Annotated in this window: 23 protein-coding genes; 16 read left to right on the top strand and 7 right to left on the bottom strand. The window is 63.1% G+C overall.

Annotated elements, in window-relative coordinates:
- Positions 1-62 precede the first annotated feature (62 nt).
- From galU to ACFOLG_RS07325, 13 genes are all read left to right on the top strand, one after another.
- Complete coding sequence (gene galU / locus ACFOLG_RS07385; protein ID WP_386090201.1) at positions 63-935, top strand: UTP--glucose-1-phosphate uridylyltransferase GalU; 873 nt, start codon at positions 63-65, stop codon at positions 933-935.
- A gap of 65 nt (positions 936-1,000) precedes the next feature.
- Positions 1,001-1,543, top strand: a complete 543-nt coding sequence (locus ACFOLG_RS07380; RefSeq protein WP_386090199.1) for a hypoxanthine-guanine phosphoribosyltransferase — start codon at positions 1,001-1,003, stop codon at positions 1,541-1,543.
- A gap of 106 nt (positions 1,544-1,649) precedes the next feature.
- A complete protein-coding gene (fliB, locus tag ACFOLG_RS07375) occupies positions 1,650-2,873 on the top strand; it encodes a flagellin lysine-N-methylase (protein WP_386090197.1) in 1,224 nt (407 codons plus the stop codon).
- A complete protein-coding gene (locus ACFOLG_RS07370) occupies positions 2,840-3,649 on the top strand; it encodes an S-methyl-5'-thioinosine phosphorylase (RefSeq protein WP_386090195.1) in 810 nt (269 codons plus the stop codon). Before fliB ends, ACFOLG_RS07370 begins: the two co-directional genes overlap by 34 nt.
- A gap of 252 nt (positions 3,650-3,901) precedes the next feature.
- Positions 3,902-5,389 carry a flagellin gene (locus ACFOLG_RS07365; protein ID WP_386090194.1) on the top strand — a complete coding sequence of 496 codons (1,488 nt, stop codon included), beginning with the start codon at positions 3,902-3,904 and terminating at the stop codon, positions 5,387-5,389.
- 68 nt (positions 5,390-5,457) lie between these two features.
- Positions 5,458-5,862 (top strand): flagellar protein FlaG, encoded by a 405-nt coding sequence (locus ACFOLG_RS07360; protein ID WP_386090192.1) that lies wholly within the window; start codon positions 5,458-5,460, stop codon positions 5,860-5,862.
- Positions 5,863-5,877: 15 nt separating this feature from the next.
- On the top strand, positions 5,878-7,881 hold the full coding sequence (fliD, locus tag ACFOLG_RS07355; protein ID WP_386090190.1) for a flagellar filament capping protein FliD: 2,004 nt from the start codon (positions 5,878-5,880) through the stop codon (positions 7,879-7,881).
- 3 nt (positions 7,882-7,884) lie between these two features.
- Positions 7,885-8,316, top strand: coding sequence for a flagellar export chaperone FliS (gene fliS, locus ACFOLG_RS07350; protein WP_386090188.1), 432 nt, complete (start codon positions 7,885-7,887; stop codon positions 8,314-8,316).
- A complete protein-coding gene (locus ACFOLG_RS07345) occupies positions 8,303-8,626 on the top strand; it encodes a hypothetical protein (RefSeq protein WP_386090186.1) in 324 nt (107 codons plus the stop codon). The genes fliS and ACFOLG_RS07345 overlap by 14 nt, the downstream gene beginning before the upstream one ends.
- Positions 8,627-8,719: 93 nt before the next feature.
- Positions 8,720-9,088 carry a DUF2802 domain-containing protein gene (locus ACFOLG_RS07340; protein ID WP_386090183.1) on the top strand — a complete coding sequence of 123 codons (369 nt, stop codon included), beginning with the start codon at positions 8,720-8,722 and terminating at the stop codon, positions 9,086-9,088.
- The gene (gene fliK / locus ACFOLG_RS07335; RefSeq protein ID WP_386090181.1) at positions 9,085-10,431 is read left to right on the top strand and encodes a flagellar hook-length control protein FliK; all 1,347 of its coding nucleotides are present in this window, start codon (positions 9,085-9,087) and stop codon (positions 10,429-10,431) included. The genes ACFOLG_RS07340 and fliK overlap by 4 nt, the downstream gene beginning before the upstream one ends.
- The gene (locus tag ACFOLG_RS07330; RefSeq protein WP_386090178.1) at positions 10,412-10,753 is read left to right on the top strand and encodes an EscU/YscU/HrcU family type III secretion system export apparatus switch protein; all 342 of its coding nucleotides are present in this window, start codon (positions 10,412-10,414) and stop codon (positions 10,751-10,753) included. Before fliK ends, ACFOLG_RS07330 begins: the two co-directional genes overlap by 20 nt.
- Positions 10,754-10,786: 33 nt before the next feature.
- The gene (locus ACFOLG_RS07325) at positions 10,787-11,656 is read left to right on the top strand and encodes an NAD(P)-dependent oxidoreductase (RefSeq protein ID WP_386090175.1); all 870 of its coding nucleotides are present in this window, start codon (positions 10,787-10,789) and stop codon (positions 11,654-11,656) included.
- 137 nt (positions 11,657-11,793) lie between these two features.
- On the opposite strand, the gene ACFOLG_RS07320 is transcribed toward ACFOLG_RS07325, so the two are convergent.
- Positions 11,794-12,660 (bottom strand): YicC/YloC family endoribonuclease, encoded by an 867-nt coding sequence (locus ACFOLG_RS07320; RefSeq protein ID WP_386090173.1) that lies wholly within the window; start codon positions 12,658-12,660, stop codon positions 11,794-11,796.
- Between the two features lie 79 nt (positions 12,661-12,739).
- On the opposite strand from ACFOLG_RS07320, the gene ACFOLG_RS07315 reads away from it, so the two are divergent.
- The 3 genes from ACFOLG_RS07315 to rph are packed head-to-tail and all read left to right on the top strand — an operon-like array spanning position 12,740 to position 15,277.
- Entirely contained in the window at positions 12,740-13,687 is a 948-nt protein-coding gene (locus tag ACFOLG_RS07315; protein ID WP_386090170.1) for a serine/threonine-protein kinase, read from the top strand.
- Complete coding sequence (locus ACFOLG_RS07310) at positions 13,684-14,529, top strand: PP2C family protein-serine/threonine phosphatase (protein ID WP_386090168.1); 846 nt, start codon at positions 13,684-13,686, stop codon at positions 14,527-14,529. Before ACFOLG_RS07315 ends, ACFOLG_RS07310 begins: the two co-directional genes overlap by 4 nt.
- Before the next feature lie 31 nt (positions 14,530-14,560).
- A complete protein-coding gene (rph, locus tag ACFOLG_RS07305; RefSeq protein ID WP_386090166.1) occupies positions 14,561-15,277 on the top strand; it encodes a ribonuclease PH in 717 nt (238 codons plus the stop codon).
- 76 nt (positions 15,278-15,353) lie between these two features.
- Here rph and ACFOLG_RS07300 read toward each other — a convergent pair whose 3' ends face one another.
- The 6 genes from ACFOLG_RS07300 to ACFOLG_RS07275 form a co-directional block, all read right to left on the bottom strand.
- Positions 15,354-15,548: a hypothetical protein gene (locus ACFOLG_RS07300; RefSeq protein ID WP_349588665.1), complete on the bottom strand. Its 195-nt coding sequence runs from the start codon at positions 15,546-15,548 to the stop codon at positions 15,354-15,356.
- A gap of 88 nt (positions 15,549-15,636) precedes the next feature.
- Positions 15,637-16,935, bottom strand: a complete 1,299-nt coding sequence (gene rstB, locus ACFOLG_RS07295) for a two-component system sensor histidine kinase RstB (RefSeq protein WP_386090164.1) — start codon at positions 16,933-16,935, stop codon at positions 15,637-15,639.
- Positions 16,936-16,938: 3 nt separating this feature from the next.
- Entirely contained in the window at positions 16,939-17,646 is a 708-nt protein-coding gene (gene rstA, locus ACFOLG_RS07290) for a two-component system response regulator RstA (protein ID WP_386090161.1), read from the bottom strand.
- 114 nt (positions 17,647-17,760) lie between these two features.
- Positions 17,761-19,923, bottom strand: a complete 2,163-nt coding sequence (locus ACFOLG_RS07285) for a hypothetical protein (RefSeq protein ID WP_386090159.1) — start codon at positions 19,921-19,923, stop codon at positions 17,761-17,763.
- Positions 19,924-20,238: 315 nt separating this feature from the next.
- Positions 20,239-20,721, bottom strand: a complete 483-nt coding sequence (locus tag ACFOLG_RS07280; protein ID WP_386090157.1) for an OmpA family protein — start codon at positions 20,719-20,721, stop codon at positions 20,239-20,241.
- A 60-nt stretch (positions 20,722-20,781) separates the two neighbouring features.
- On the bottom strand, positions 20,782-21,279 hold the full coding sequence (locus ACFOLG_RS07275; protein ID WP_386090155.1) for an Hcp family type VI secretion system effector: 498 nt from the start codon (positions 21,277-21,279) through the stop codon (positions 20,782-20,784).
- Positions 21,280-21,283: the final 4 nt, after the last annotated feature.

Here is a 21,283-nt window from a genome sequence, read left to right as displayed (position 1 = left end):
CGCCGACGCGCAGCAGATCGTAGGCCGGTTCTTAAACGCTTGTGTTGAGAAAGCAAGTTGATATGCAAAAAATCACCAAAGCCGTGTTTCCGGTTGCCGGCATGGGCACCCGCTTTCTGCCGGCCACCAAGGCCAGCCCCAAGGAGATGCTGCCCATCGTCGATAAGCCGCTGATCCAGTACGCGGTGGAAGAGGCGGTGGCTGCCGGCATTACCGAACTGATCTTCATCACCGGCCGTAACAAGCGCAGCATCGAAGACCACTTCGACAAGGCTTACGAGCTGGAAACCGAGCTGGAAAACCGCAACAAGAAGAAGCTGCTGGAACTGGTGCAGGGCATCGTGCCGGACAACGTCAGCTGCATCTACATCCGCCAGACCGAGGCGCTGGGCCTGGGTCACGCGGTGCTGTGCGCCAAGCCGGTGGTGGGCAACGAGCCGTTCGCGGTGATCCTGGCTGACGACCTGATCGATGGCGAGCCGGGCGCGGTGGAGCAGATGGTGCGCGTGTTCAACGAGACCCACAGCTCGGTGCTGGGGGTGGAAACCGTGGCGCGCGAGGAGACCGGCTCTTACGGTATCGTGGAGATCCAGCCGAATGGCCAGGGCCGCGAGCAGGTAAGCAGCATCGTGGAAAAGCCGCACCCGGACGTGGCACCGTCCAACCTGGCGGTGGTGGGGCGCTACATCCTGACGCCGCGCATCTTCGACAAGCTGCTCAACACCCCGGCCGGCGCCGGCGGCGAAATCCAGCTCACCGATGCCATTGCCGCGCTGCTGAAGGAGGAGCCGGTGCTGGCCTACGCCTTCGACGGCGTGCGCTACGACTGCGGCTCCAAGATCGGCTACCTGAAAGCCACCGTGGAGCTGGGGCTGAAGCACCACGAGGTTGGCCGCGAGTTTGCCGCCTACCTCGCCAATCTGTCGCAACAGTAAACCGAACCGATTTTTTGCGCCGCCGCGTTGCTGACGGCGGCGCGCGTATTTTGAAAGGAATCAACATGCCGAACGTTGCCGAAGCACGCGGTATTCTCAATAGCTCCGACATCCTGTTCTCCGCCCAGGAGGTGGATGCCGCGGTGGACCGCATGGCGGCCGACATCACCCGCGAACTGGGTGAAACCTACCCGCTGGTACTGTCGGTAATGGGCGGTGCGGTGGTGTTCACCGGCCAGCTGCTGCCGCGGCTGATCTTCCCGCTGGACTTCGACTACGTGCACGTGTCGCGCTACGGCGACAAGACCCAGGGTGGCGAGCTGGTGTGGAAAACCGCACCGAAGGAAGACGTGCGCGACCGCGTGGTGCTGGTGCTGGACGACATCCTGGACGAAGGCCACACCATGGCCGCCATCCGCGACAAGGTACTGGCCATGGGCGCCAAGGCCTTCTACAGCGGCGTGTTCGCCAACAAGCTGATCAGCAAGGAAAAACCGATTGCCGCCGATTTCGTCGGCATCGATGTGCCGGACCGCTACGTGTTCGGCTACGGCATGGATGTGCGCGGTGCCTGGCGCAATCTGCCGGCGATTCATGCCTTGAAATAAGCCAGTGATTCACCCGACATGCCCGCGTTAGCGGGCATTTTCATTTTGCTTTGCCGCCGGGTATGCCAAGCTGGAACCAGAAACACTCAAACGCAGAGAGATGACGATGTCGCAGACAAAGATGCTGGAAGTGGTGGCCCCCGCCTATCTGGAGAAGTTTTCCTGTCTGGGGGCGGCATGCCCGGATGATTGTTGCCATGGCTGGGCCGTAGGTGTCGACCACGATACCTATGTGCGCCTGAAGGGGCTGCCGGACAGGGAGCTCAAGCCGGTGATCATGCACGCGCTGCAGCGCGGTGCAGGCAAGTCCGGCAGTGGCGACTATGGTTTTCTCGCCAAGCAGGATGACGAACGCGGCAACTGCGAGCTGCTCAGCACCGAGGGCTTGTGCCGCCTGCACCAGAAATGCGGCGAGCAGATGCTGCCGGACGTCTGTTCCACCTTTCCGCGGCTGACCAAGTCGCTGGGTGGCCAGCTGGAGCAGTTCGCCTCGCCAGCCTGTCCGGAGATCGCGCGGCTGCTGCTGTCCGATGACGACGCGCTGCTGCTGCAGCTGAGCCAGCAACCGGTGCGGCAGCAGATGATCGGCAAGGGCCGTCCGGAGATGGAGTGGACGGCCTCGCGCCAGGTGCGCGACTTCTTTCTGACGGTGCTGGCCACGGCGGAGCTGCCAGCTTGGCAGTCGCTGGCGGTGCTGCTGCTGCTGGCGGAGGTGTTGCAACCGCTATTCCACGATGACGGAGCCGATGAGCAGCAGGTGGCGGCAGTGCTGGCGGACTGGGAGCGGCAACTGCTGGACGGCAGCCTGTTACAAGAACTGGGGGCGCTGCGTCGCCACGACCTGTTGCATGTCAAGGTGTTGGCCGCCGCCAGTCGCGTGCGTGCCGATCTGGATTTCCGCAATCCGCGCTATCTGCAGTTGATCGAAGAGGCGCTACAGGGCCTGGTCAACGGGGGCGGGGAGGAGGGGGATGCCGGCATCGCCCGCCAGTTCGCTGCCGCCGACGATATCGATAGCATCGACAGCGTATTGCGCCGGGTGCTGTTCAATCATGCCGCCAGCGCCTTGTTCCCGTGGACCCGCCGCCTGTTGGGCGAAGTGCAGATCATGTGCATCGAGTACCTGACCCTGCGCTTCTGGCTGGCAGGGCTGATGCAGGCGCGTGGCCGCAGCCTGAGGGAGGATGAAATCATCGAACTGATCTACCTGTTTTACCGGGTCAATATTCATATGCCGACTTACCTGGAGCAGTGTGGCCAGGCTTTCCAGCAGGCCGGCATGAACAAGGTGGAGCATTGGCTGTTGCTGCTGCCGTTGCGTGCCGCTTGAGGCTTCGGCCCGCTGCTTTGCATAACAAGGAAAACATCATGCTAGCCATCATCGGAGGCAGTCGCCTCGCCCAGCTTCCCATTCTGCAGATTACCCATCGCCAGGTGGTGCGCACCCCGTTTGGCGACCCGTCCTGCGCGCTGACGTTCGGCCGCGTCGGCGCCCAGAACGTGGTGTTCATGGCCCGTCACGGTTATGGCAATTCGATTGCGCCGCATGAGCTGAACTACCGTGCCAATATCTGGGCATTGCACAGCGTCGGTGTGAAGCGGATTCTGGCCATCGGCAGCGTGGGCGGCATTCGGCCGGACATGGCGCCGGGCATGTTGGTGGTGCCGGACAACATCATCGATTACACCTGGGGGCGCAAGCACACCTTCTATGAAGGGCCGGATCGGCCATTGGTGCGGGTGGATTTTACCCAGCCCTATGATCCGGCGTTGCGCGGCGCCGTGTTGGCCGCGGCCCAAGACAGCGCCGTGCCCTGCCTGGACGGCGGTGTGTACGCGGTGACGCAAGGCCCCAGACTGGAAACCGCCGCCGAGGTGCTGCGCTTGCAGCGCGATGGCGCCGACATGGTGGGGATGACCGGCATGCCGGAGGCGGCACTGGCCCGCGAGCTGGGCCTGCAGTACCTGCATGTCTGCCACATTGCCAACTGGGCGGCGGGCAAGGGCGCCAGCCGCGAGCACATCCAGTTTGCCGACGATGCCCTGGCCGATGGTATGGCGAAAGTACAGGCCCTGCTGGCGGCGTTCTGCGCGCAAGGCGCCTAGGCTTTGCCTGTCGCGGCAGCGGCCATTCGTGCCTATAACGAGGGCTGCTGTCGCACTGATAAATGCCGGCTTGCTACAGTGGCAAGTGTTGGCTTATAGATGAACGAAAAATAGGCCGCTTTCACGGCAAAAAACTTGTTAATCCCCCCTAAAGTAAGCGTGGGCAGCGACGATATACATCATGAAGGCGGTAGCATCGGCATGGGGCCGACAGCTCAACGCCCCTCTGAATGAAAATCAAGGAGCACTACCATGCTGACCATCAATACCAACGTTGCCTCGCTGAACGCACAACGCAATCTGTCCGGCTCCCAGAACGCCCTGGGCACCACCCTGCAGCGCCTGTCTTCCGGTCTGCGCATTAACAGCGCCAAAGACGATGCCGCCGGCTTGGCCATTTCCGAGCGTATGACCGGCCAGATCCGCGGTATGGATCAAGCCCGCCGCAACGCTAACGATGGCATCTCCATGGCGCAGACTGCCGAAGGCGCACTGTCTTCTTCCGGTGACATCCTGCAGCGTATCCGCGAACTGGCGGTGCAGTCTTCCAACTCCAGTAACTCCGCCACTGACCGTCAGGCACTGCAGTCTGAAGTCGGTCAGCTGACTTCCGAACTGGATCGTATCGCCCAGACTACTGAATTCAACGGCCAGAAACTGCTGGACGGTACTTCCGGCTCCCTGACCTATCAGGTTGGCGCTAACGCCGGCCAGACCATTACCGCCACCGGTACCAACTTCCGTACCAGCAACTACGGTAACAACTCGGTTTCTGCTACTGCCCCGGCGGTGAAAGCATTTGCTGCCGCAGCGACCAACCCGATCACTGCAGCCAAGACCATCCAGATTGATGGTGGCCTGGGTTCTTACACCACTACCGCCACTACTGCGACCTCCTCGGCGCAGAGCGTTGCCGCGGAAATCAACGCCAACACCGCCAAGACCGGCGTGACTGCCAGTGCGACCACCACCGCCAACGTGGCGCTGCAGGGCGGCAAGAACTACACCCTGACCCTGCAGTCCGACAATACTTCTGCCGTGACCGTTGCCGTCAGCATGGGTGCGACCGCAGCTTCCGCCGATGACTATGCCGGTGCGATCAACGCCATCAATGCCCAGACTGGTAAAACTGGCGTGACTGCCGAGTACGACAGCACCAACGGTGGCATCAAGCTGACCAACCAGAACGGTAACAACATTACCCTGGGTACCACTGCGGCTTCGACTGGCACGGTTGTTGTTGATACCTACAAGTCGACCGGTGCTCTGCTCGGCTCGGCACAGACTGGTGCCGCTGCTGCCGCGACTCAAACCATGATCGCTGGTCAGCTGTCGCTGAGTTCCGACAAGAGCTTCGGTATTACCGACACTGGTACCGGCCTGACCTCGGATGATGCCGCCGCCGCAATCACCAACTCCAAGCTGGATTCGGTACAGTCGCTGGATATCTCCAACTTCGCCGGTGCCCAGAAGGCGCTGAAGATTGTTGACTCTGCGCTGCAGTCGATCAACGGCCAACGTGCCCAGTTCGGTGCCCTGCAGTCCCGCTTCGAGAACACTATCTCGAACCTGCAGACCTCGTCCGAGAACCTGAGCGCATCGCGCAGCCGCATCCAGGATGCCGACTTCGCTTCCGAAACCGCCAAGCTGACCAAGAACCAGGTGCTGCAACAGGCCGGTACTGCGATGCTGGCACAGGCCAACCAGCTGCCGCAGGGCGTGCTGTCCCTGCTGCGTTAAGCCAGCCGGTAGGATCGGTATGATTGAACCCGGCAGCTTGGCTGCCGGGTTTTTGCCCATGGAGAGTAATGATGAATATTCTGGGTAATCTTCCTGGCCCGGGCGTATTGCCTGGCAGTAGCAGCAATGCGGCGGATCTTGCCGCCCGTAGCCAGACCTCGGCTGCCGTCAGTAGCGGTGCGGTAGCGGTGTCGCCGCAGGCGGTGCAGGCTGCTGGCGCCACCGACAAGGGGCGCAATACGGCGGCCTCCGATGACGAGCTGCGTAAGGCGGTGGAGAAGGTCAGCTCCGCCATGCAGGCTTATGGCCGTGAGCTGAACTTCAGTATCGATGAAGACTCTGGCATTCAGGTGGTCAAGGTAATGGATACCAGCAACGATGAGGTTATTCGCCAGTTTCCTTCCGAGGAAGTGCTGCGGATTGCCAAGAATCTGGACAAGGTATTGGGCGTGCTGTTTGAAGAGCGTGCTTGATACAGGAGTAATGTAATGGCTACTTTGAGCTCTGCAGGTATCGGTTCCAACCTGCCTATCGATAACATGGTCAGTCAGCTGATGGCGGTGGAGTCGCGGCCGTTGCAGCAGCTCAATTCCAAGGAGGCGACGGTTCAGGCGCAGATTTCCGCGCTGGGACAGGTCAAGGGGGCACTGTCTGCCTTTCAGTCGGCCACCAAGGCATTGCAGGACAGTAGCAAATTCAACGCCATTCAGGCCACGAGTTCTTCCGAAGACAACGTCAAGGTCTCCGGTAGCAATGCGGCCGGTACCGGCAGTTTCCTATTGCGTGTCAATCAGCTGGCGCAAAGCCAGAAACTGGCGACGACAGCCTTTGCCAGTACGACGACGGCCATTGGCGGCGGCACGTTGACCTTCAGCTTTGGCACCACCTCGGGGGCCAGCTTTGCGCTGAACCCGGAAAAAGTACCGCAGACAGTTACGATTCCAGCCGGCTCTACGCTGGCGGGCATCCGCGATGCGGTGAACAAGGCCAATATCGGTGTTACCGCCAGCATCGTGAACGATGGCACCGGTAACCGTCTGGTGTACACCACGGCCACCGGCACCAAAAGCACCCTGAAAGTCGAGTCGAGCGACAGTAGCCTGGCCGCCTTTACCAATGATCCGGCAGGCACCAAGCTGACCGAGGTGCAGTCGGCGAAAGATGCCATCTTCGAGCTGGACGGCATGACGATTACCAAGCAGGGCAACACCGTCACGGATGCCGTGGATGGGTTGACCTTTAGCCTGGTGAAAGTGCATGCGGCGACCGATTCGGCGGCCAAGATCGATGTTACCCGCAGCAGCTCCGGTATCAGCAAGGCTATTCAGGACTTCGTCAAAAGCTACAACGAGTTGGATAAAGCGCTGAATGATGTCAGCAAGGTAGATACCACTACCAAGCCGGCCAAGGGGCAACAGCGTACCGCGCCACCGTTGGCCGGCGATGCCAGCATCCGCGCCATCCGCAACCAGATTCGTACCGCTTTTTCTGTGGTGCAGAACATCGATGGTGACTTCACCCGCCCAGCAGAAATCGGTTTGGCGTTTGACAAGAATGGTAGCCTGGCACTGAACACCACCAAGCTGCAGGCAGCCATTGACGCCAACCCTGACGATGTCTTGAAGTTGTTCGGCTCGGTGGGGACACCGACTGACGGCAATATCAAATTTTCTGCAGCGACCGGCAATACCCAGACCGGCAACTATGCGATCAACCTGACGGCGGTGCAAAACGGCACGCTGCTGGGGGCCTCGGCACTGGGCAGCGCTATCGTCGTGACTGCACCGGCCAGCTTCAGTGTCAAGATCAATGGTGATAGCACGGCTAGCCTTACCTTGCCGGCGGCGACCTACACGCCGGCCACGCTGGCGAGCAAGCTGCAGGAGGTAATCAATGCCGACAGTACCCTGACCACCAAGGGCGACAAGGTGACGGTGTCGGTGGATAGCTCCGGTAAGCTGCTGTTGAGCTCGACCAAGACCGGCACTAGCTCCACGGTTGAAGTGCTTGGTGGGCTGGACAGTGTGACCACCGATACGGGTAGTGTGAGCCTGTTTAATACCGGTGTGGGTATCGCCGGTTCGGACAAGGTGTCCGGTACCATTGGCGGTTATTCGGCCTTGGCGGATGGCAATAAACTGACCGGCGCCATTGGTACCCCGGTAGAAGGGCTGTCAGTCACCGTGAATGGCGGTACTATTGGCGATCGCGGCACGGTAGAGTTCAGCAAGGGTTTTGCCTTTGCACTGGATGGCGTGTTGACTAGCCTGCTGGCAAGCAAGACCGGGGTGATTGATGCCAAGACCGATGGCCTCAATTCCACCGTCAAGCGCATTGGCGAACAGCGTGACCGCATGAACGATCGGCTGACCAAAACGGAAGCACGTTATCGCAAGCAGTTCAATGCGTTGGATGCTACCGTCAGCCAGATGCAAAGCACGGGTAACTACCTGACGCAGCAGTTGGCCGCACTCACAAAATCGAGTTCGTAATACATGAATAGACAAGCGCTAAAGGCGTACGGACAGAAAAGCCTGGAGCTGGAGGTAGAAAGTGCGTCACCGCACAAGCTGATCCTGTTGTTGTTCGATGGCGCGATCCAGGCCATCAAGCAGGCGCGCTTCCAGATGGAAAACGGCAATGTCGCCGAAAAGGGCCGGCTGATCAGCAAGGCGATTGCCATCGTCGACGAAGGCCTGCTGCTGGCGCTGGACCGCAATGCCGGCGGCGAACTGGCCGAAAACCTGGCAGCACTGTACACCTATTGCTGCGAGCGCCTGTTTGTTGCCAATACCAAGAATGATGCCGCCGCTCTGGACGAAGTTGCCAGCCTGCTGGGCGAGATCAAGAGTGCCTGGGAGGCAATCGGCAAGCCGCAGGCCGGCGGCGGCGACGGCAAATCGGGCCTGAATTATGGTGCCGTCTGATTCGCCGCAGCAGAGCGCGGCAGTAAGGCAACTGCTTCCGCTGCTGCAGGACATGCTGCTGCTGGCCCAGCGTGGCGATTGGGATGGCTTTGCCGAGCGGCGCGAACAGTTGGCCGCACTGGATTACCGCATCCTGTCTGCCGAGGAGCTGTCGGTGGCCGAGGCTGACGGCCTGCGTGCCGAGTTGCTGCAGGCGCAGCTGCTGCTGCAGCAGCTGACCATGCTGGCGCAGCTGGAACAAAAGCAGCTGTCTGGCCAGCTGGTGACGATGAGCAACCAGAACAAACTGGATGCCACTTACGGTCAATAAAACGCTTCCTTTCGCGTCGTGTTTCCCGCCACCAGGGCCGGCTGGGGGTGCTAGATTTCAGTATGAGCCCCCTTCACTGACCAGAGGTGTGAGATGGATTACATCATTTGGGTACTGGTTATCCACTCCGCCGTAGTGGCCTACCTGCTGTACCGCGCCTATCGCAAGATTGCCTACCTGGAATTCAGCCAGCAGCACATGGAAGAGCTGCAGCGGCAGATCAGCCACCTGCAGCGCGGCCTGCAGGATGTGGCGTTGATCGCCCAGCAACAGCTGCAAACACCGCGCAGCCAGCGCAGCGGCCAACCTTTGGCCAGCAGTGAAGGCGCCAGCCCCTACAACCAGGCGATAGAACTGTTCAAGCGTGGCTTCAGCCCCGCCGATGTGGCCGAGCGCTGCGGCATCTCGCGCAGCGAGGCCGAATTGATTCTGTCGCTGTACCGCAATAGCTCCACCTCATGATTTCACCGTTGCTTCCCGGTAGCTCCGCCGCGCGCGATACCACGCTCAGCCCGGCGCAGAATGCGCGGCTGGAGCGCGAACAGGGGCGGGTACTGATCGAAGTCAGCGGCACGCCGGCCCGGCTGCCGGAGTTGGCCACTGGCGAGCGCCTTGCCGCCGCGGTCAGCGAGCGGCTGCCGGATGGCAAGCTTGCCGCCCAGATCAAGGGCGAAACCTTTCTGCTGAACATGCCGGTCGGCAGCCAGGCACAGGCCGGCAATGTGCTGAACCTGCGCGTCGCCACCCTGCAGCCACTGGCGTTCGCGCTGGTGGACTTGCAGTCGGAAACGCCGGCGGCAGCACTGCAGGATGCACTGCGGCTGGCGGCCGGGCAGGAGGAAACCCCACTGGCCACCCTGAACCAGCCCAGCGGCAAGATGCCGGCCTTCCAGAGCGGCGAATGGGTGCATGCGCGCGTTGCCGAGCGCCTGGCCGATGGCTCCGCCGTGGTGCTGGCCAAGAATGCCGCCTTCACGCTGCAGGCGCCGCCCGGCTCCAAGGCACTGAATGCCGACCCCTTGCTGCTGCGGGTGCGTGCCACCGAGCCGGTAGTGAGCTTCGCGCAGGTGACGCTGGAGCAGGATCCGGAAATGGCCAAATCGGCGCCGGTGTCGCTGAGCGCCGCCACCCGCTATCTCAGCACCCTGCTGCAAGCCGCTAATCAGCAGGGCGGCCGCCTGTCTGCCACCGCCGCCGCGCTGGCCGCCGCCTACGATACCGTCGGCGACAAGGTAGCCGGCAGCGGCAAGGCGCTGCTGGACAACCCGGGGCAGCCCGGCAGCGAACACAGTGCCAGCCTGCGCCAGACTGTGGAAAAAAGCGGCTTGTTTTACGAGTCTCACCAGAAAGCCTGGCTGGATGGCCGCTTGTCGCTGGACGAATTGCGCGAAGAGCCGCAGGCCAAGCTGGGCGCGGCCGGTAGGGCACAGGGCGAAATGGGGCAGCTGGTGCAGCGGCAGCTGGAAACGCTGGAACAGCGCCAGTTTGTCTACAACGGCCTGGCCTGGCCCGGCCAGCAGGTGCAGTGGCAGATTCAGGCCGAGGAGACGCCGGAGCGCGAGGCCGGCGGAGCCGACGACATGCGTGCCTGGCATACCCAGCTCAACCTGCAGCTGCCGGCGCTGGGCGGCGTGGCGGCGCGGCTGCGCATGGTGGGCAACCAGGTACAGCTGGTGTTTGCCACCGACAGCGACCAGGCCGGCGGACTGATCGAAACCCACCGGCTGCAACTGGCCGGCGCGATGGAGGCTGCCGGGCTGACCTTGGCCAGCCTGCAGGTAAAGCATGAAGCAGAGCCGTCCTGACAACCGCCGCTCGGCGGTGGCACTGCGCTACCGTGAGGGCGACAACGCGCCGAAAGTGGTGGCCAAGGGCTACGGCCAGATGGCCGAGCGCATCATCGAACAGGCCAAGGATGCCGGCGTGTTCGTGCACGACTCGCCGGAATTGATCAACCTGCTGCTGCAGGTGGACCTGGACAGCCACATCCCGCCCGAGCTGTACCGCGCAGTGGCGGAGGTGCTGGCCTTCATTTACTTTCTGGAACAACAGGCCAAGGGCGAAAGCGTGGACTTCGCCCAATGGCTGGCGCTGCGGCAGCCACCGGCTGCGGCGGTGCGATCCTGACGCCTGTCACGGGCATTGAAACAAGGGGCAGCAATGAAAGTCGGTTATATCGGGCTGGGCATCATGGGCGCGCCGTGCGTGCGCAATCTGCTCGCGGCGGGGCATGAGGTAACGGTATGGGCGCGCCGCCGCGATGCGGCGCAGGCGCTGCTGGACGCCGGCGCACAGTGGGCGGACAGCCCGGCCAAGCTTGCGGCCAACGTTGAACTGGTGGTGACCAATGTGGCCGATACCGTCGATGTGGAACAGCTGCTGCTGGGCGACAACGGCGTGGCGCAGGGCGCTGCGCCCGGGCTGGTGTGCGTGGACATGAGCACCATCTCGCCGCTGGGCGCACGCGACATCGCCGCCAGGTTGGCAGCACAGGGCATCGACTTTCTCGATTGCCCGGTATCCGGCGGCGAAGTCGGCGCCATCAACGGCACGCTGACCATCATGGTGGGTGGCCAGGCGACGGCGCTGGAAAAGGCGCGCCCGGCGCTGGCGGCGATGGGCAAGACTATCACCCATATCGGCGACAGCGGCGCCGGCCAGGTGGCCAAGGCCTGCAACCAGATCGCCGTTGGCGTCGGCATCGCCGCGGTGGCCGAGGTGATGAAGCTGGCCAAGGCCTGCGGCGTGGACCCGGCACCGGTGCGCGAGGCGCTGCTGGGCGGCTTTGCCGCCAGTCGCGTACTGGACGTGCATGGCCAGCGCATGATCGACGACAACTTCGCGCCCGGCTTCAAGGCCAAGCTGCATCTGAAGGACATGGGCATCGTGCTGGATACCGCGCAGTCGCTGGGCATCAAGCTGCCGGAGGCGGAGCGCGTGGCCGGGCTGATCGGCGAGCTGGTGGCGGACGGCGAGGGCGAACTGGACTCCTCCGCCATCGCCCGCCTGATCTGGGCGGACAATAACTGAGCGCCCGCCGCCGCCGTAACGCAAACCGCCCCTTCGGGCGGTTTTTTGTGGCGCCGGGGCGGCCGGCGTGCGCATAAAACAAAAGCCACGCGGGGCGTGGCTTTGATCTGCGGCACGGCATTGCGCGTAAGCGGGAATTATTCTACGTTCTGAATCTGTTCGCGCATCTGTTCGATCAGCACTTTCAGCTCCACCGAGGCCTGGGTGGTGTCGGTGGATACCGACTTGGAACCCAGGGTGTTGGCTTCGCGGTTCAGCTCCTGCATCAGGAAGTCCAGGCGCTTGCCGACCTGGCCGCCGGTTTTCAGGATGCGGCGCACTTCGGCCAGGTGGGTGCTGAGGCGTTCCAGCTCCTCGTCCACGTCGATCTTCTGCGCGAACAGGGCGAACTCCTGCTTCAGGCGGTCGTCATCGACATTGCCCAGCGCCTCCTGCAAACGGCTGGCCAGCTTGTTGCGGTAGGCTTCCAGGATTTGCGGCAGCTTGGGCTTGACCGCGGCGACGATGGCGTCCATGCCGCTGATACGGTCCAGCAGGATGGTGGACAGCTTGTGACCTTCGCGGCCGCGGGTGGCGCGAAAATCTTCAAGTACCACGCCCAGGCCGTCGATACAGAGTTGCTGCAGCGCTTCCGGCGGCAGCGAGTTGGATTTGAGCGCGCCGGGCCAGCGCAGCACTTCGCCCATGCCCAGGTCGCGGATGCCCGGGGCCAGCTCGCGCACTTCCTGGCAGACGGCCAGCAGGCGCGCAACGGTGTCGCGGTTCAGTTCCAGTTGCGGGGTGTCGTCGGCGGTCTGATTCAGGCCGATGCGGCACTCCACCTTGCCGCGGGTGACGCGGCTGGCGATCAGTTCGCGCAGTTGTGGTTCAATACTGCGCAGCTCCTCGGGCAGGCGCATCTGCACGTCGAGATAGCGGTGGTTGACGGCACGTACTTCGATGGACATCAGTCCACCCGGAAACTCGCGGGTGGTAGAGGCAAAGCCTGTCATGCTGAGAATCATCGGGGGCTCCAGAATGGCGTTTTTAAAGGGATACGACCCCGAATCGCAGTCATGATTCCGGGGCGGGCACACTATAACAATGGACAGTACACAATCCAAGTCACGTTCTCTCGTCCCCGGCTGCCGGCTGGAGGGTTATACCATCGTGCGGGTGCTCAGCTCCGGCGGCTTCAGCGAGGTGTACCTGGCGCTGGACGACCATGACCGCAAGTACGCGATCAAGGAGTACCTGCCGCGCGACATGGTTGGCCGCAGCGATGCCGGCGACGTCACCGTGTTGAACGAGCTGGACCGCGAGGTGTTCAAGCTCGGGCTGAAGTGCTTTTTCGAAGAAGCGCGCGTGCTGGCCGGCATTCATCACCCCAACGTGGTGCGGGTGAGCAATTTCTTCCGTGCCAACCAGACGGTGTACATGGTGATGGAGTACGCCGATGGCCGTTCGCTGGCGCGCGAGCTGGAACTGAGCGAAGGCAGCATGCCGGAGGCCAGGCTGCGCAAGCTGTTTGCCGAGCTGATCGCCGGCCTGGGTGAAGTGCACAAGCAGCACCTGCTGCACCTGGACATCAAGCCGGGCAATATCTATTTGCGGCGCAACGGCTCGCCGATGCTGCTGGATTTCGGCACCGCGCGGCAGGTGGCGCATGAGAGTCACTTTGCCTCCGCGATGATCACCCCCGGTTTCGCCGCCCCGGAGCAGTACAACAATGGCGAGCCGCTGGGGGTGTGGACCGATATCTACGGGCTGGGCGCCAGCATGTACCTCGCCATGGGCGGCGGCCGCCTGCCTGCGGCCAACCTGCGGCTGCGGCAGGACACGCTGCCGCCGGCGACGCGGCTGCTGGCCGGGCGCTATTCGCCGCAATTGCTGCAGCTGGTCGAGCAGTGTCTGGCGCCGGCACCGCAGGCGCGCCCGCGCAGCCTGGGCGTGGTGCGCGAGCAGCTGCTGGGCAGCTACCAGGAGCTGCCGCCTGCCGGCAAGCGCTGGCGGCGCTGGTTGGCCGTGCTGGGGGGGAAGAAAGCCGGATGAAATTTGCCATTGCCAGCGAATCCCGCGTCGGCGGGCGCGAACACAATGAAGACCGCCACGGCGCCATCTGGTCGGCGCAGTCGCTGCTGCTGGTGGTGGCCGACGGCATGGGCGGGCGCGAGTATGGCGAGGTGGCGGCGCAGATCGCCGTCGATGTGTTTCTGGAAAACTTCCGTCGTTCCGCCCACCCGCAGCTGCTGCGCCCGGCGGCCTTCCTGCAGCGGGTGATGGCCGAGGCGCACGAGGCGATCCTGGCGCAGGCGCTGCAGAATCGGCTGCACGAAGTGCCCAGCACCACGCTGGTGGCCGGGTTGGTGCAGGACGGCAAGCTGTACGTGGTGCACGCCGGCGACTCGCGGTTATATCTGCTGCAGGGCGACCGGCTGCGCTATCGCACCCGCGACCACAGCCAGGTGCAGCGGCTGATCGAAAGCGGCCAGCTGAGCGAGAAGGACGCGCAGACCTACCCGGGGCGCAACCATATCTATAACTGTCTGGGGGCGATGATCGACCCGGAGATCGAGGTCAGCGAGCCGATTCCGCTGCAGGGTAACGAAACGCTGCTGCTGTGCTCCGATGGCCTGTGGGGGCCGCTGCTGGACGAGGAGATCACCCGCATCTTCCACGGCCGCGAGCCGCAGCTGGTGTTGCCGGCGTTGATGAACGTGGTGGAGAAGCGCGCCGGTGCCGGGCGGGACAATCTGACCGGCATTGCCGTGACTCTGCTGGGCGAAGACGATGTCGTCGGCAGCCGCGATGGCTATGTCGACAGTCTGTACGTATCGCGCGCCGGCTTCGACCAGTTGCCGCTGCCGCACGGCCTGCGCCCGGCTTTGCGCTAGAATGCCTTCCTTTTGCCTTGGAGTTCCTGCCATGCGATCCAGCGACCGTGCTGCCGATGCCCTGCGTACCGTGCGTCTTACCCGTCATTACACCCGGCATGCCGAAGGCTCAGTGCTGGTGGAGTTCGGCGATACCAAGGTGATCTGCACCGCCTCGGTGGAGGAAACCGTGCCGCCGTTCCTGAAGGGCAAGGGCCAGGGCTGGGTTACTGCTGAATACGGCATGCTGCCGCGCTCCACCGGCAGCCGCATGCGCCGCGAGGCCGCTAGCGGCAAGCAGTCCGGCCGCACCCAGGAAATCCAGCGCCTGATCGGCCGCAGCCTGCGCGCGGTTATCGACCTGGACAAGCTGGGCGAGCGCCAGGTGCTGATCGACTGTGACGTGATCCAGGCCGATGGCGGCACCCGTACCGCCAGCATTACCGGTGCCTACGTGGCGCTGGCCGATGCCATCGCCAAGCTGCTGGCGGACGGCAAGTTGGCCGCCAGCCCGCTGCGCGACCAGGTGGCGGCGGTGTCGGTGGGCATTGTGGCCGGCGTGCCGCTGCTGGATCTGGACTACGTGGAAGATTCCGGCTGCGAAACCGACATGAACGTGGTGATGACCGGTGCCGGCCATTTTGTCGAGGTGCAGGGCACCGCCGAGGGTGCACCGTTCAGCCGGGCGGAAATGAACAGCCTGCTGGCACTGGCAGAGCAGGGCATCGGCGAACTGCTGGCGCTGCAGCGTGCCGCACTGGCCGGCTGACCGGTCGCTGCCCAAGGTGGGCGGACAATGCAAAACGGGCGCCGCTGGCGCCCGTTTTGTTTACTGCTGGCTGCGATTACTTGGCAGCGGAAGCAGCTTTCTTGGTGGCCTTGGCCTTAACCACTTTCTTAGCGGCTTTCTTTTCTACTTTCTTAGCCGGAGCAGCAGCAGCCGGAGCGGAAGCAGCAGCGGCCGGCTTGGTAGCGGCGAAACCGGAGGAAGCAGCAACAGCGAATGCCAGGCCAGCAGCGATCAGAGTCAGTTTTTTCATGATTGGGTAATCCCGAGTAATTTGGAGAGCAGGCGTCGTCACGCGACGACTGAGGACCATCATAGGGGCGTGGCGCAGCCGCTGTCTGTTAGGGTTTGTTCGCTGATGTAACGGCTTGTAACTGCGGCCAACATAGCGTGAATGCGGCACCGCCCAGCGGGCTGTCGGCGATTTCCACTCGCCCCTGATGCGCCAGCATGATCTGCTGCACGATGGCCAGCCCCAGGCCGTGGCCGCCCTCGGCGCGGTCGCGGCTCGGGTCCAGGCGTACAAACGGCTCCAGCACGCGTTGGCGGTCATCGGCAGGGATGCCGGGGCCATCGTCCTCCACGCTGAAATACTGCCAGCCATCGGCGGCATACAGCCGTACCCGCAGTTGCTTGCGGGCGTAGCGGGCGGCGTTGCCGATCAGGTTGTCCATCGCCCGCGCCAGCAGCACGCTGTCCGCGGTGACCGATGCCTGCTCTATTTGCAGATTGCAACGCAGCTCCGGGTACAGCTCGGCAATGTCCTCCAACCGCTGTTGCAGCCAGGCTTGTGGCTGCAGCTCTTGCAGTTGCAATGGCAGGTCGGGGCGTGACAGGCGCGCATGCAGCAACAATTCGTCGATCAGCGCGCCGACGCTGTTCAGGTCGCGCTCGATGCCGGCGTGCGCCGGGTTGGCCGCATCGATGTCCAGCAGCGCCAAGCGGTAGCGCAGCCGCGCCAGCGGGGTGCGCAGCTCGTGCGCCACCGCGTTGATCAGCGTCTGCTTGCTTTCCAGTAGTCGCTCCACGTTGCCGGCCATGCGGTTGAAGCCCTGCGCCAGCGGTTGCAACCCGGAGCGTGGCGGCAGCTGCACGCGGGCGGAAAACTCGCCTTCGCTCAGTTGCTTGGCGCTGCGTTCCAGCTGCATCAGCTCGTTCCAGTGCGGCCGCATCCACAGCAGCACCGGAATCGCCAGCGACAGGCCGATCAGCGCCAGCAACGCATAGTCGAACCAGCGCAGCTCGTGCAGGAACACCAGGTAGCTCATCGGCCCGGCCACCAGCGCATAGGGAGATTTGCCAATGCGTTGCAGGAAGATATCGTCATCCTCCAGCATCACGATATCGCCTTCGCGCAGCGCGTGCAGGGTGGTGTTGTCGATGGGCAGCTCTTCCATGCGCTGCATGGCAACATTAAAGCCCAGCTCGCGGTCCAGACTGCGCAACGCTTGCGGCCACTGCGCCTGCGGGATGCCATCCAGCTTGTACTCGATCAGGGTCAGCGAAGTTTTCAGCAGGTCGGCCAACGCGCGGTCGCCGGTTTTTTCCGCCACCTGCTTGTACACCAGGCCGGCCAGCATCACCGCCAGCAGGAAGCTGACGATCAGCAGCAGATAGAACTGGATGAACAGCTTGCGCATGGCTTACCAGCCGGCCGGCGAGAACAGGTAGCCCTTGTTGCGCACCGTCTTGATGCGCGCCGGGGCCGCCGGGTCGTCGCCCAGCTTCTTGCGCAGCCGCGACACGGCGATGTCGATGCTGCGATCCAGCCCGTCGTAGCTCAGGCCGCGCATCACGCGCAGCAGCGTGTCGCGGTCCTGCACTTCGCCGGCGTGGCTGGCCAGCTGCCACAGCAGGTCGAAATCGGTGGTGGACAGCGTGATGCGCTGCCCGGCCAGCAGCACTTCGCGGCTGCGCGCATCGATGCGCAGTTGGCCGAACACCAGCAACTGCTCGCCCTCCGCTTCCGTGCTGCCGCCCTGACGCTGCTCGTGCTGGCGCAGTTGTGCGCGCAGGCGTGCGGCCAACACTGCCGGCGGGGTGGTCTTCAGCACGTAGTCGTTGGCGCCCAGCTCCAGCCCCAGAATCTGGTTGATGTCGCTGTCCAGCGAGGTGAGGATCACGATCGGGCCGGCAAATTCCGGACGGATTTCGCGGCACAGCGTCAGGCCGTCCTTGCCCGGCAGCATGATGTCCAGCAGCAGCAGGTCCGGCTGTTCGCGCAGCAGCGCGGCATGGGCGGTGTCGCCACGCGGCTCGATCACCACCTCCAGGTCGTGGCGGGCCAGAAAGCCCTGCATCAGCTGTGCCAGCTCGGCGTCGTCTTCGACGAACAGGATCTTGTGAGTCATCGCCACTCTCCGGTTTAAAACGCGAGTATGGCCTTGTCGTTGCGGCAGCGGCAAGGCGCTTGCTGTTTCAAAATGAAACGCCCCGCAGCGCGGGGCGTCAAGGCCGGGTGGCGATCAATCGTGTGGCAGCGGCGGGTGGCGATCGGCGTAGGCGTTCAGCGACACCACGCGGGTCTTGCCGATGCGGTGGCGGTAGATCTCGCGCAGATAGCAGATGGCCTTCTGCACGTGATGGCGCGTCAGGCGGATATCGTTGATCGACACGAACTTCTTCGGATCGCGGATCAGCTCGCGGTACTTCTTCTCGTACATCGGCTTGATGGCGAACCAGTTGGTGTCTAGGATCTTGGCCGGGTTCTCGAACTCGTCCAGCAGCTCCTCCAGCCGCGACTCGTCAAAGCGCTCGGCGGTGATCAGCTCTAGGATGGCGTTGTCCAGCGTGTCGTTGTAGCGGTAGCCGCCGCGGGCGAAGCAGCGCTTGATGTAGGCGACGATCAGCGTCAGGAAATCGTCGCTCAGGCACGGGCTCTTGGCCACCAGCGTGGTCAGCGACAGGTTGGCCGAGGCGCCGATCACCAGCGCGTAGCGCTTCAGCGTGGTGCTGGGGAACAGGCCGTTCAGGTGCTGCTTCAGGCGGTTCAGGTCCATATAGGACAGCTTGTAGCCCTTGGGCAGCGACAGGATGGCCACCACCGACGAGCAGTTGCGGAAGAAGAACAGCTCGTTGAGCTTGGCCGGGTCGTAGCCGGATTCCTTGTACTCGTTCAGCGCGGTGCGGTAGCGGTCGGATTCGATCGGCAGCAGGCTGATGCCCTCGATCGCCTGCGTTACCGGGTTGAAGTGCGGCAGGTCGATGGAGCGGAAGAACAGGTCGTCGATATTGAACTTGCTGCTGCTGTTCACGTCCAGTGGGTCGCCGACCACCGATTCGGCGTACGCCACCGCCACCGGACCGGCCAGGCTCATGAACAGGTCGTTGGCATCGAGGCGGATGGTCTCGCCGATGTCGATGCCGGCGCGGTGGAAGTAGTTCTCGTCGTAGTCGGTGGTCACCGCCTGGGCGGTGAGGATGTTGAAGATCTGCTGCGAGATGTACTGGTTGGCGTGGCGCTCCATGGCGTTCACGTCCAGGTCTTCGATGCTGCCCTTATCGGTTTCCTCGGCGTAGCGCATGATGTCGTTGGAGATCAGCATCATGGCGTTCCACGGGCGGATGCGGCGCATCACGCTTTCGGCACCGGCTTCCTCGTTGTCGAAGTTGTAGGAGAAGTCCCACTCTTCGGACAGGTATTTGCACAGCAGGCGGCCGGCGTTGATATGCAGCGCTTCCGAGCCTTCCACATGTTGGCCGGAAATATTCGGCAGGATGCAGATGCCGCTGGTGAAGATCGGCTCGAACACGAAGCCCTGTTCGTCGCCGCTGCTGCTGCCTTCCGGCTCGACGCGGGTCTCGAAGGTCTTGCTCATATAGGCATACTGCTGCGCCAGGCCGAACTCGCTGGCCATGCCGGAGCCGGTACCGCCGCCGGCGCTGAAGATGTAGAAGTACAGCCGCGACTGGTTGGCGCGGATGCCGCAGGAGTCGATCAGGTAGGCGTGGATCAGCTTCCAGTCTTCGTCGGAGAAGCTCTGGGTGTCCTTGTTGAGGATGATCTTGGCCAGATACTGGCCGAGGATCGGCGCGTTACCGGCCCCGCCGGCATGCACCTCGGCCAGATCCATGATGCGCATCTTACTGTAGTCGTTCAGGAAGGCGCCCTGTTCGCCACGATGCGAGAAGCGGATGCGACCCTTGATGTCCTTGTCCAGGTCGCCCAGCATCACCATCGGCTCGATCAGGAACGCCGGTTTCTGCGTTTTCTGCGGCGACAGCAGCGTGCGCTTGATCCAGCGCCGCGGACGGAAGTCCTGCTCGCTGCTGGGCTTCTCTTCATTGCCGAATTCATTCAGGTAGAACTTGCGCGCGTTGTACACCAGGGTGGCCACGTCCAGCGCAATGTTCGAGCCGCAACGGCCAAGACCAATCAGGCATACCGACGGGAACGGCCGCTCATAACTGTCCAGACCTTCGTCCTGGTTGCCGGCAAACGCTTCGCGCCGCAGGGTGTCCAGGTTGGTGAGGATGCGGGTCATGTCGCGCTCGGTGTAATACTGGTAGCGCTGGTTGCCGCTGCGTTCTGGCACCGCGTGCAGATGACGCGGCTGCGCCGCGGGCTGTTGCGGACCCATGTCGGTGTCGGAGTGGGTGTCGGTTGGTCGTTCTGGCGTTGCTTGCATGATATTTCCTTCATGAGGCCGGGATCGGCCATCAGGATTTGATACAGCAATATTTAAACTTCCATTTATACCACCAGAAGGCTGGGCCACTGTTTGCTATCAAGTAACATTTATTAACAAACCCCGGCAGCCATGTGGTTTTTTCATGCAAACGCAGCATGGCTCGCCGTCTGAGTTGTCATAACTGTCTTGGCGCCAGCCAAGACTCGCAGGGAGGTCTGTTGGCCGCGCCGTGCCCACCACCGACTACGTGCCAGGCTGCTCCGCCCGTGGCGGCTGCCACAGCCTGACGCCGCGGGCGGGCGGCTCGGGGGGTTAACCGCTGAAGGTGACGCGCACGGCATGCAGCCGCTGCTGGGTCTCGATCTTGGTAACGATGCGGTTGGCCGCAATGCCGTTGTCCACCAGTAGTTTCTTGACGGTTTCGGCGCGGGCCTTGGCGGCGGCGGGGGCGTTGCCCACTTCGCGGCGGTCGCAGTAGCCGGTAACGATGATCTGCTTGGCAATCACCAGCGCCGGAGCCAGCGCGCGTACTTGCTGTTCGGTAATGGGGGTGAGCTTGGCGCTCATCTTGTCGAATGGCACCAGAGTGGGGTCGCTGACAACGCTCTTGTTGCCGGTGGCTTCTACCACCTTGGCGGTGGCCTGTTCCACGCCGGCGGCCACTTTCACCGCAATGGCCCGGCTCTCTTGCGCTTGTGCGGTAGCGGGGTCGATGGGCGGCGTGACGGGTTTGCGGGTGTTGGCGCAGCCCAGCAGCAAGCTGCAGGCGGCGAGGAGGGTAAAACGGTAGAGCATGTGGGCACTCCTTCTGGGCCGGCACCGCGGCGAAGCCGTGGCACCGGCCGGCAACACGGCTTAGGCGATTACTTTGTTGGCAGTCAGGTCCCAGCCGGCGCTGACGTTACCGCCACCGGCGCCGTCGGCACGTTTCTGCTGGGTGTAGGTCCACTTGATCTTGCCGTAGCTGAAGCTCACCTGTTCGCCGGGGAAGCCGGCATCGTTGGCGGAACCGCTTGGCTCAACCTTGGAGATCAGGACTTGTTCCATCTTGATTTCCATGTACTTCACCTTGTCGCCACCGGCACGGCACAGTTCGATGGTGACATCCTTGATGTGTTTGCCGGTGCAGCACGCTTCGTAGATCTTCGGGCTGGCCTTGTCCAGGAAGTGGGTGATCTCGTACACACCGTGGTTGACGCGCTCGGCGGTGGCACCGCCGGCGGAGCTGGCGGTGGCCTGGGCCGGCTGTTCGATCAGGTGGGAGAAGGACTGGATCTCGATCCAGTCCTTGTGCTGGTCGTCGGTGCTTTCGCCCGGGATGCCGTCGATTTTCAGAAAGGCGTCAAATGCCATTTGG

This window comes from Vogesella facilis, from assembly GCF_042648525.1.
In the GTDB taxonomy this organism is placed as follows: Bacteria; Pseudomonadota; Gammaproteobacteria; order Burkholderiales; family Chromobacteriaceae; genus Vogesella; species Vogesella facilis.
This window is presented reverse-complemented; position numbering and strand designations above follow the sequence as displayed.

Bases quoted from the DNA above. Each gene is read 5' to 3' on its own strand.
- galU (WP_386090201.1), top strand. From the start codon at position 63: ATGCAAAAAATCACCAAAGCCGTGTTTCCGGTTGCCGGCATGGGCACC.
- ACFOLG_RS07380 (WP_386090199.1), top strand. From the start codon at position 1,001: ATGCCGAACGTTGCCGAAGCACGCGGTATTCTCAATAGCTCCGACATC.
- fliB (WP_386090197.1), top strand. From the start codon at position 1,650: ATGTCGCAGACAAAGATGCTGGAAGTGGTGGCCCCCGCCTATCTGGAG.
- ACFOLG_RS07365 (WP_386090194.1), top strand. From the start codon at position 3,902: ATGCTGACCATCAATACCAACGTTGCCTCGCTGAACGCACAACGCAAT.
- ACFOLG_RS07360 (WP_386090192.1), top strand. From the start codon at position 5,458: ATGATGAATATTCTGGGTAATCTTCCTGGCCCGGGCGTATTGCCTGGC.
- fliD (WP_386090190.1), top strand. From the start codon at position 5,878: ATGGCTACTTTGAGCTCTGCAGGTATCGGTTCCAACCTGCCTATCGAT.
- fliS (WP_386090188.1), top strand. From the start codon at position 7,885: ATGAATAGACAAGCGCTAAAGGCGTACGGACAGAAAAGCCTGGAGCTG.
- ACFOLG_RS07345 (WP_386090186.1), top strand. From the start codon at position 8,303: ATGGTGCCGTCTGATTCGCCGCAGCAGAGCGCGGCAGTAAGGCAACTG.
- ACFOLG_RS07340 (WP_386090183.1), top strand. From the start codon at position 8,720: ATGGATTACATCATTTGGGTACTGGTTATCCACTCCGCCGTAGTGGCC.
- fliK (WP_386090181.1), top strand. From the start codon at position 9,085: ATGATTTCACCGTTGCTTCCCGGTAGCTCCGCCGCGCGCGATACCACG.
- ACFOLG_RS07330 (WP_386090178.1), top strand. From the start codon at position 10,412: ATGAAGCAGAGCCGTCCTGACAACCGCCGCTCGGCGGTGGCACTGCGC.
- ACFOLG_RS07325 (WP_386090175.1), top strand. From the start codon at position 10,787: ATGAAAGTCGGTTATATCGGGCTGGGCATCATGGGCGCGCCGTGCGTG.
- ACFOLG_RS07320 (WP_386090173.1), bottom strand. From the start codon at position 12,660: ATGATTCTCAGCATGACAGGCTTTGCCTCTACCACCCGCGAGTTTCCG.
- ACFOLG_RS07315 (WP_386090170.1), top strand. From the start codon at position 12,740: ATGGACAGTACACAATCCAAGTCACGTTCTCTCGTCCCCGGCTGCCGG.
- ACFOLG_RS07310 (WP_386090168.1), top strand. From the start codon at position 13,684: ATGAAATTTGCCATTGCCAGCGAATCCCGCGTCGGCGGGCGCGAACAC.
- rph (WP_386090166.1), top strand. From the start codon at position 14,561: ATGCGATCCAGCGACCGTGCTGCCGATGCCCTGCGTACCGTGCGTCTT.
- ACFOLG_RS07300 (WP_349588665.1), bottom strand. From the start codon at position 15,548: ATGAAAAAACTGACTCTGATCGCTGCTGGCCTGGCATTCGCTGTTGCT.
- rstB (WP_386090164.1), bottom strand. From the start codon at position 16,935: ATGCGCAAGCTGTTCATCCAGTTCTATCTGCTGCTGATCGTCAGCTTC.
- rstA (WP_386090161.1), bottom strand. From the start codon at position 17,646: ATGACTCACAAGATCCTGTTCGTCGAAGACGACGCCGAGCTGGCACAG.
- ACFOLG_RS07285 (WP_386090159.1), bottom strand. From the start codon at position 19,923: ATGCAAGCAACGCCAGAACGACCAACCGACACCCACTCCGACACCGAC.
- ACFOLG_RS07280 (WP_386090157.1), bottom strand. From the start codon at position 20,721: ATGCTCTACCGTTTTACCCTCCTCGCCGCCTGCAGCTTGCTGCTGGGC.
- ACFOLG_RS07275 (WP_386090155.1), bottom strand. From the start codon at position 21,279: ATGGCATTTGACGCCTTTCTGAAAATCGACGGCATCCCGGGCGAAAGC.